This window comes from Trinickia soli (assembly GCF_002879855.1).
In the GTDB taxonomy this organism is placed as follows: domain Bacteria; phylum Pseudomonadota; class Gammaproteobacteria; order Burkholderiales; family Burkholderiaceae; genus Trinickia; species Trinickia soli.
In genome coordinates this window covers 98,980-106,612 of record NZ_PNYB01000005.1, presented here as the reverse complement: position 1 = coordinate 106,612, position 7,633 = coordinate 98,980, and the positions used below count along the sequence as shown (strand labels likewise).

General features: G+C 62.0%; 4 protein-coding genes. 3 read left to right on the top strand and 1 reads right to left on the bottom strand.

What is annotated here, in order from left to right; genetic code table 11:
* Positions 1 to 70 precede the first annotated feature (70 nt).
* Both C0Z19_RS07735 and C0Z19_RS07730 read left to right on the top strand, forming a co-directional pair.
* Positions 71 to 5,608: a beta strand repeat-containing protein gene (locus tag C0Z19_RS07735; protein ID WP_332882208.1), complete on the top strand. Its 5,538-nt coding sequence runs from the start codon at positions 71 to 73 to the stop codon at positions 5,606 to 5,608.
* Entirely contained in the window at positions 5,605 to 5,913 is a 309-nt protein-coding gene (locus tag C0Z19_RS07730) for an immunity protein CdiI family protein (RefSeq protein WP_102609218.1), read from the top strand. The genes C0Z19_RS07735 and C0Z19_RS07730 overlap by 4 nt, the downstream gene beginning before the upstream one ends.
* 70 nt (positions 5,914 to 5,983) lie before the next feature.
* Here C0Z19_RS07730 and C0Z19_RS07725 read toward each other — a convergent pair whose 3' ends face one another.
* Positions 5,984 to 6,211: a SymE family type I addiction module toxin gene (locus tag C0Z19_RS07725; protein ID WP_102609217.1), complete on the bottom strand. Its 228-nt coding sequence runs from the start codon at positions 6,209 to 6,211 to the stop codon at positions 5,984 to 5,986.
* A gap of 1,061 nt (positions 6,212 to 7,272) precedes the next feature.
* On the opposite strand from C0Z19_RS07725, the gene C0Z19_RS07720 reads away from it, so the two are divergent.
* Positions 7,273 to 7,488, top strand: coding sequence for a hypothetical protein (locus C0Z19_RS07720; RefSeq protein WP_102609216.1), 216 nt, complete (start codon positions 7,273 to 7,275; stop codon positions 7,486 to 7,488).
* The last annotated feature ends 145 nt before the right edge of the window (positions 7,489 to 7,633 follow it).

The following is a 7,633-nucleotide window of genomic DNA, read 5'->3' as shown; positions in this document are numbered from 1 at the left end:
TACGAGTGCTGCGCAGATCTACGTGACGCACGATGCCTCGTTGAGCGGCGCGACGGTGAAGAGCGGTTCGATGATCGTAGGCGGTTCGCTGACTGAAACGGCTACGCAAGCGATCGCGACATCGGGGCAGACGCTGGTTTCGGGTGCGGCGACGTTCAATGCGGGCAGCGGCGCATTCACGAACTCGGCGAACAATCAGGTATTGGCCGGCGGTGCATTGACGGTCAATGGAGGAACGATCACAAACGGATCGGGCGCAGCGCTCGCTTCGACGAGCACGACCGCGTTGACTGCGACGTCGAACATGACGAACGCCGGGACGATCAACGGGCAGACTACGACGATCAATGTCGGCGGGAACCTCGCCAACGGCGGCGGGACGATTCTTGGCTCGAATGCCGTCGCGATCGGAGCGGCCACAATCGGCAACGCGAATGGCCTGGTGATTGCAGGCAACCCGTTCCAGACCGGCGCGACCACGGGCAATTTGTCGTTGACTGTTACCGGAGGGGCAGGCGCCTTCGACAACACCAGCGGCCAGATGAGTGCGGCGAAAGATGCCGCGTTCTCGCTCGCGAATATGGCGTGGGATCCGTCGGCGGCGGTGAGTGGCGGGATTTATGCGGGTGGGCAGTTGTCGATGACGGTGAACTCGCTGTCGGTCGGGGGGACGTGGAACGTCAATGCCGGAGGGGCTTCGATCACTGCGCTTAATGGCGCAACGATTACCGGCGCGATTCAGAGTTCGGGTGCATTTTCGCTGGCTTCGAATGGGCTGATTCTGAACTACGGACAAATCGTCGGTGGTTCGACCGTCGCTTTGAACGGCGCCCTGGAGAATGGGCACAGCGCGCTCGTTCATGCGAACGGGGATTTGAATCTGAGTGGGGTCGTGGATAACCTCGGCACGCTCGAAGCGCAGGGAAACATCAATGCCTCGGGCACGTCGTTTTATAACGCCAGCGCGACAACGCAGGCGCAGGGGAACGTCACGCTCAACTTCTCCGGGGATGTGAATAACACCGGCGGGAAGATCGTGGCGGCGAGCAACGTCAACATTAATGCGGCCTCTATCGTCAATGACCAGACCCTGCCCTCAGGGGCGTCCACCGTTACGCAAGTCGTGAATGACTCCGCCTTGCTGTGGTCTGGGGTTGTTGGGACGCAGACTTGGGCCTTCTCCTATGGCGGCTGCGGCGAGTGCGACTACGGGGTGGGTGTTGCGCATGCCACGGCGACGCTCGGAAATCTGCTGTCGCCGACAGGTGCATGGGGGGCGCTTCAAAACGTGCAGACGGCAGGCGGTACGTCGCCTTGCCGTGTCGACTGCACGCTGCCCTCCGCAACCCCGATCTCGGGATCTGGAACCGTGACATTCGGGGCTTTTGGCCAATACCTGGGTACGGATAACTGGGGGAACGATCATTACGGCACAGTTTGGTCTGCCGTTTCGACTCCTGTTGCGCAACGGAACTCCGGGGTCGTCACCCTTACGCTCCCCACGGTTTATGAAACAACGACCAGTCAACAGCCAGGAGTATCAGGCGTAATTTCGGCCGGTAACGCGATCTCCCTCGTCGCGAATTCTCTGTCGAATCGTGGCGGCCAGATCGGTGCGGCGGGTGATATCGCGTTGCGTATCCAGTCGCTGAGCAACGGCGCGGTGTCTCCGACGACGACCGTGCATACTGTGGACTGGGTCGATCCCGGTCAGTTTGCGGCGTTCGTCAACTCAGTCAAGTCACTTGGAATGGTTGGCGTTTACGCGAGCGCGACGACCTGCAGCCAGTGGGACTACGGTTGCACGCCCATGCCACCCACACTTTTCACGTTGTCGGCCGGCGCTGCTCCGACAGCCGTGTCCACTGTGACCTGGTCCACCGCTACGGGGCTCATCGCCGCTGGCCACGACTTAGACGTGCAGGGCGGCGCAAGCTCGCTGGTGAACGAGGGCACGCTCTACGCGCAAAACAACGTCAATCTGAGCGGCGCGCACGTGGTCGATCAGGGCGGTCACACACAGAGCTTCTCAAGCCAAGCGGGTTGCGCATCCGGGACGAGCAATGTCGCGTGCGAGAACGATGGCCACGTGAGAGGCGAGAACCCGAATACGTCAACGTTCGTCTACACGCAGGACAACGCATCCATCATCGCCGGCAATGACCTCACGATTTCGGCCGGTACGATTGATAACACGTACGGCAATCTGATTGCCGGTCACAACATCGTGGTCACGGGCGTGAGCACAAGCGCGGGCGGGACGACCGCTGCGCAAACGCTGACGAACACGTCGGGCAACATTCTCGCCGGCAACGACATCACGCTGAACGTCTCGGGCGCGATCACGAACACGTTGCCCCCGCCGGTGCCGGTGCACCAGAACTACGGCTCGGCCGAGCAGTACTCGGGGTGTATGACCGCTGGCGGCTACAAGGAAAGTTACTGCGAGGCCTACGTCGACCAACAATCGGGCGACTCCTCGATCATCAGCGCGGGCCACGACCTGAACATGCAGGCAGGCACGTTGACGAACGTGGGCAGCCTGATCACCGCGGGCGTAAAAGCGACGGTCAACGTAGCCGGTCCTGTGGTGAACCAGGAGCAGACGTTGAACGCGTACTGGCACTCGCACTGGGTGCAAGAGACGGGCATGTTCAGCTCGGACAAGCGCCACGAGCAGTGGGGGTGCGGCAGCGCGGCCGAATGCACGGCGCTTTACGGCAGCGCCTACACGAACGTTGGCGGCGCGATCGATCCGCCGACGCCGGTGGGCAACATAGCGGCGACGATCGAGGCGCCGAACCTGACGGTGACCTCGGGCGGCAAGATCATCAACGTGGGCAACGTGATCGGCCAATCGGTCACGCTCACGGGCACGAACCTGGCCAACGGCATCACGAAGTCGAACACGTACACGCCGACGGTGGGCAATGCGCCGCAGGTGATCAGTCTTGCGCCGGCCGCGGGCGGGTTGAACCTGTCGATTCCGGCGACGTTGGGCGGTTACACGCTCACGCAGATGAAGCAGACGCTGGGTCCTGAGTTGGCCCCGCCTGTGAGCTCGCAAGTGGTGGCGAATGTGCCGTTGAATGCGCATCCGGGTGCATCGGTGGATTTGTCGATTCCGACCTCGCTGGGCGGCGCGGCTGGATCGCAAGGGGCCACGCCCTCGAGCAACAGCGCGTTGCCGAGCGTGAACTACGTGTTGGGCGGCACGGGCACGACGCTCGATCCGGTGTCGCCGCAACTGCTGCTCTCGAACCTGCCGTCGAACCTTCAACCGAGCACGTCGCTGTTCTACTACAACCCGCAGGCGGAAGATGCGGCGCTGCAGGCGGCGGCGTTGAAACAGACGGGACAGGCGACGTTCGTCAATGGCTTGTCGAGCGACAGCCAACTGCAGTTGTCGGTGACGGACCAGGAGAAGGTGGTGTTGTACGCCAACGCGACGGAGTACGCGAAGGCGAACAACCTCCAACTGGGGCAAGCGTTGACGCAGCAGCAGATTGGCGAGTTGACGCAGCCGATGCTGTGGTACGTGGAGCAGACGGTGCCGGAGCCGGGGTGCAAGGCGACGGGCTCGCTCAGTTGCCCGACGATCACGGCGTTGATGCCGCAGGTGTATTTGCCGGCCAATACGTCGTCGCTTTCGGCGGACGGGAACATCGTTGCGAGCGACAGCATCAAGCTGAACTTTGGCGACAAGGCCAGCGGCGGCAGCATCCTGAACACGGGGACGATTGCATCGGGCGGCTCGTTGACGGTGAACACGGGGACGCTGACGAATCAGCAGAACCAGGTGGATGTCGGGGAGATTTGGCACAACGCGGGCAACGATCCCGAATCGGGCTATGTGGAGACGACGGGTACGACGGTGCAGCCTGGCGGGTTCATGAGTGCGGCGGCGGGGCAGATGACGCTGAACGTGTCGCAGCTCAATCAGATCGGCGGGTTGTTGCAGGAGGTGAACCCGGACGGGTCGGTGAACAACGCGGCGACGCAACAGTTGCTGGGGCAGGTGCTGCAGGATCTGGGTAGCAATTTCTCGCAGACATCGGTGAGCGACGATTTGCACACGCACTTTGTGGCGGCCGGCGGGTTCGGGATGCAGCAGATTGTGTCGATGGTTGCGGCGGTGGCGCTTACGGCTTTGGGCATGCCTATCCTCGGAGCGATGCTCGCATCAACCCTGGGCCAGTTGGGTAGCGGGCAGGGTTTTAGTTTTGGCCAGGTCTTAGAGGCCGGGGCAGTCGCGCTGGCCACCGAAGGTTTGGACAGTGGTTTACAGCTGAACAGCGTGTCGTTGTCGCAAGTTGGTGGCGACATGGAGAGTGGCATTGCGACGACCGCAGAAGTGGCGAAGGGCGCGGAGGAGGTCATTGGGCAGGGGCTGGTCTCGTCAGCGGTCAATACGGCAGTCTACGGGGGAAGCTTCGGACAACAGTTTGAGGACGGGGTGCTGAGCAATCTTGCTGCCGTTGGGGCGGGTGCTATCGGGGCTTGGCACGCGGACAACACGTCCCTCAACGCGGCGATGCGCGAAGTCACGTATGTTACTGCGCATGGCGTATTGGGCTGTGCCGCCAGTGCAGCGGAAGGCACCGGGTGCGGCGGTGGGGCCATTGGCGGGGCGGCTAGTGCGCTGGTCGCGCCGCTGATTCGCGACGGTCTGTACAACGGTTCGGAGACCGTCACCACGACGGACAACGGCAACGGAACGCTCACGCAGACGACGAGCTATAACAACACGGCGTTTAATGCGATTACGGCGGGGATCGCGACGCTGAGTGGTGGGTTAGCAGCAGGGCTCGCGGGACAGAATGCGCAGGCCGGAGCGACGTCGGCTGAAAACGAGGTGCTGAACAATACGCTGAGCGCGAAAGAGAAGCAGCTCCTAAACCACGCGTATGGCTTCGAAATGCCGGGAGCCACGATCACGCGGTCAGACGCCGTGACTACCTTGGCGGAACTGAGGTTGGCGCAAAACGATCCGAACCTGACGGCGACCGAACGCGGGTACCTCATTAGTGCATCGGTATCGGCGTTTCAGTCCGGAGTTCAAGCGGGAGTATTGACGCCGAACGATGCGGGATCGCTTGTGTCGGCTGCGATCGCTTCGATGGCCTTCAGTGGAGGCGGAGAGGGTCCGTTGCCGGGCGGGGCGTCTCAGAGTGAGGTGTTGCCGACGACAAGTGGCAGTCGCACGGCAACGTCGCTTGGTGGCGCTACAAGCAGTGCGGTCAGTCAAGCGGACCTGGATGCACTTGCTGCGAACGGCGTGAAATTTACCTCACAGAATGTTATCTCCACGGGTAGGACGCCTAGCGGCCAGATCGTGTTTATGGAAACTGGCAATGCGACTGCGGGGCTGCAACATATCATTGACGAACACGCCGATGACTTTGCGAATATAGGGGTAGCACAGCGTGATATATCGAGCGTCGTGATGCAAGCGGTTACCGAAGGCAATATCGTCGGCTATCAAGGGAGCGGTACTGGGCGGCCAATCTATCAGGTGACGATTAACGGTCAACCCCAGCGTATTGCAGTTACAGTTGGCAGCAACGGCTTTATAGTCGGGGCGAATCCTGCGGGGAGAGGAAAATGAGAATGATCAAGTTGATGGCAGACTACCAGTGTTACCCTCTTTGGGAGGCTTCTCCGGGGGAGGTGGGGAACATCGATCCAGGTGAGTTACCGATATCGTCCTTGCTGAAAGAGCGGCTGATGATGTGGGCTGCCAAGTTTGATGCAACGCTTGATATGGATGATCCGGCAAACTCCGGGTTCGCAAGCGAAACGGCGGCCAATGAATTCAGAAATGAGGGGATGACGTTGGCACACCAATTACAGGACGAACTCGGGGCGGCTTACATTGTTACGTCGCAAATACGAGGCACTGCGAGACGATAGGCGTCTGCTGAGGCTGTCGGGGTGAGGTAGGAACCCGCCCTTGGGCGGATTCCATGAATAAGAAGGGCGCTTATGCGGGCGTGATCACAAGCCGCTGTTGTTGGACTTCGATCTTAAGCCGTTGATAAGGCATGAAGCCAGCTTCTTCGATCCAACGGCCGGAGAGCTTGAACCAAGGGACGAGAGGCGGTGCGGGCCGTCGGCGAGGCGAGTAGGGGCGCCAGCGGGGCGATTGCTGAATCGTGACGCTGCGCGAGGGGTGAGCGTCGTCAAATGCTTTAAGATTGGCGTCAGCCATATCGACTCCTAGTGCGAGTTGATGGTGGTCAGCGGGCCGTGAGTGTTGGTAGCACTCGCGGCCCGCGCTGCGTTTACGGCGCTGGAAGGGGTAGCCGTTCTCCTGTTAGCTGCGATGTTAAGTCTTTGATTGTATTAAAAATCAGTAGTCCTAACCATTAGCCAATCGGCCTAGGACGCTGGGTAATGCAGTGCGGGCCATGCGGCCCGATAGCGAGACGAAGAGAAGAAGTGCCGTGCCGGAGCGGCCCGGAAATCCTGGCCTGGGGCCAGGATTGGACACGAAGGGGTTCAAGCGGGCCAGTGGGCCCGAGAATGTGACGAAGATAGTTCGTGCGGCCCGGTGGGCCGAGGGTAACGAAGGGCCGGGGGTAAATCGTCTGCCGGCTGCCGCCGTCCCGCCTGGGGCGGGCCGCCGTCATCCATCAGCCGATTGAACATAACACGGCCATTATCACTGGCCGGTGCCCGGCCAGTGATAACGCAGCGTTATGTCTTGCGCCCCCGGCCCTGATGCAAGTGCTGCGCACAGACGATGCTAGGGGCCGCTATGCGGCCAAGGTTAGGAGTACGAAGTAATCTTAACTAGGCGCTGGCGCGCAAGGATGATGAGCCCCGCCCTCCCGGCTGTCTGCTGCGCGCGGGCTACGGCCGCTTGGCGGCCTACGCTGCGTGCTCGCAGCCTGCCTCCCGTCCGCCCCCAAGGGGCTCCCTACCTAGCCGCCTTCGGCGGAAAACACCCCCTGAACGAAAAAGCGCGGTTTGGCGTGCGGTGCAAGCCGCCGAGTCGTCTTGCACCGCAGAGCCCGAGCGTGGCAAACCGATCGCCGTCAAGGCCAAGCCCTGCGGGCGCGCTGGCGCGCGGCCTTGACGGGGTTGATGCCGGACGTTCTGCGTAGGTGGGAGGGACTCACGCTGCTGGCCTGCCGAGTGTAACGCCGTGCTCGTTGCATCAAGGGTTCGCTTCGCCGGGCTGCGCCCGCCCTTGACGCGCCTGCGCGCGGCGTTGGCTGGGTGAGGCCAACAGCGCGAGTGTCGCGCCGGGCGAACCGGAGTTGCGAGATGGAAATCACGCTGAAGGTGGACAAGGTGTTCAACGAGATGTGCGAGAGGGCGGGCACGCGGCCGGAGGTGGTGCTCAAGTGCTTCATGTGGGACGTGATGATTGCCGGCGAGGGGCAGCGCCCGGAAGCGGGGCATAGCGTGATGGAGCAGTTGCGGCAGTACGCCTGGGGCTACTTCATGCGGCTGAACTTCCCTGAGCGGTACAAGCCGTAAGCGGCAGGAGAACCGGGCTGAGGTATGCCGAGGCCCGGTTCCGCCCGGTTTGCCGTCGGCCTGCGGCCGCCGTCAAACCGGGCGGGAGAGGGGAGGGTTTAAGAGAAGAGGAAAAGCGGCCCCAACCCCAGCGTTGCGGTGGGGG

Coding starts and splice junctions, on each gene's coding strand:
- C0Z19_RS07735 (WP_332882208.1), top strand. CDS start 71: ATGATCGTAGGCGGTTCGCTGACTGAAACGGCTACGCAAGCGATCGCG.
- C0Z19_RS07730 (WP_102609218.1), top strand. CDS start 5,605: ATGAGAATGATCAAGTTGATGGCAGACTACCAGTGTTACCCTCTTTGG.
- C0Z19_RS07725 (WP_102609217.1), bottom strand. CDS start 6,211: ATGGCTGACGCCAATCTTAAAGCATTTGACGACGCTCACCCCTCGCGC.
- C0Z19_RS07720 (WP_102609216.1), top strand. CDS start 7,273: ATGGAAATCACGCTGAAGGTGGACAAGGTGTTCAACGAGATGTGCGAG.